This is a genomic window from Candidatus Thermoplasmatota archaeon (assembly GCA_022848865.1).
Classification (GTDB): Archaea; Thermoplasmatota; Thermoplasmata; order RBG-16-68-12; family JAGMCJ01; genus JAGMCJ01.
On record JAJISE010000120.1, the window covers coordinates 1 to 574 of the forward strand.

Annotated in this window: 1 rRNA gene; it reads right to left on the reverse strand. The window is 43.0% G+C overall.

What is annotated here, in order from left to right:
- Positions 1–137 precede the first annotated feature (137 nt).
- Positions 138–574: ribosomal RNA gene (locus LN415_09970) — 23S ribosomal RNA — on the reverse strand; the annotation flags it as partial.

The window sequence follows — 574 nt, forward strand, 5'->3', positions numbered from 1 at the left end:
AACGTATGTGCTGTTGACTCTATACCTAAACATATCATAGAGACCTAATAAATAGAATTCTTATAAAAATCTATTCCTCTATCTAGCTCATGTTCCTCATTGTATAATAAAAGAATAAAATAAATGAAAAACCATACATAGTTGGTAAAATGGACTGTTGGGAACTGCATGCTGAATACGTCGCCGAAGCTTCGTACTTACACATCAGTTCCATTAAACGAGTATTTTGCTCGTGTCCTAAGATGTCTATTTTCAAGGCGGGTTTCGAGCTTAGATGCTTTCAGCTCTTATCCCTTGGCGCGTAGCTGCCCAGCTTACCCTTTCGGATAACCGGTAGACCAGAGGCTTCGAATCCTCGTTCCTCTCGTACTAGAGGATTCTTCCATTCAGACATCAACATTTCCAGTAGATATTAAACCAACTGCCTCACAGCGTTGTGAACCCAGCTCACGATCCCTTTTAATTGGTGAACACCCACACCCTTGGACGCCTACAGTAACTACGGAGTTACTGAGCCCTACGCTCGTTTCACTCGGTAGACTTCTGCACGTCCAGGATAGGAAGAGCCGACATC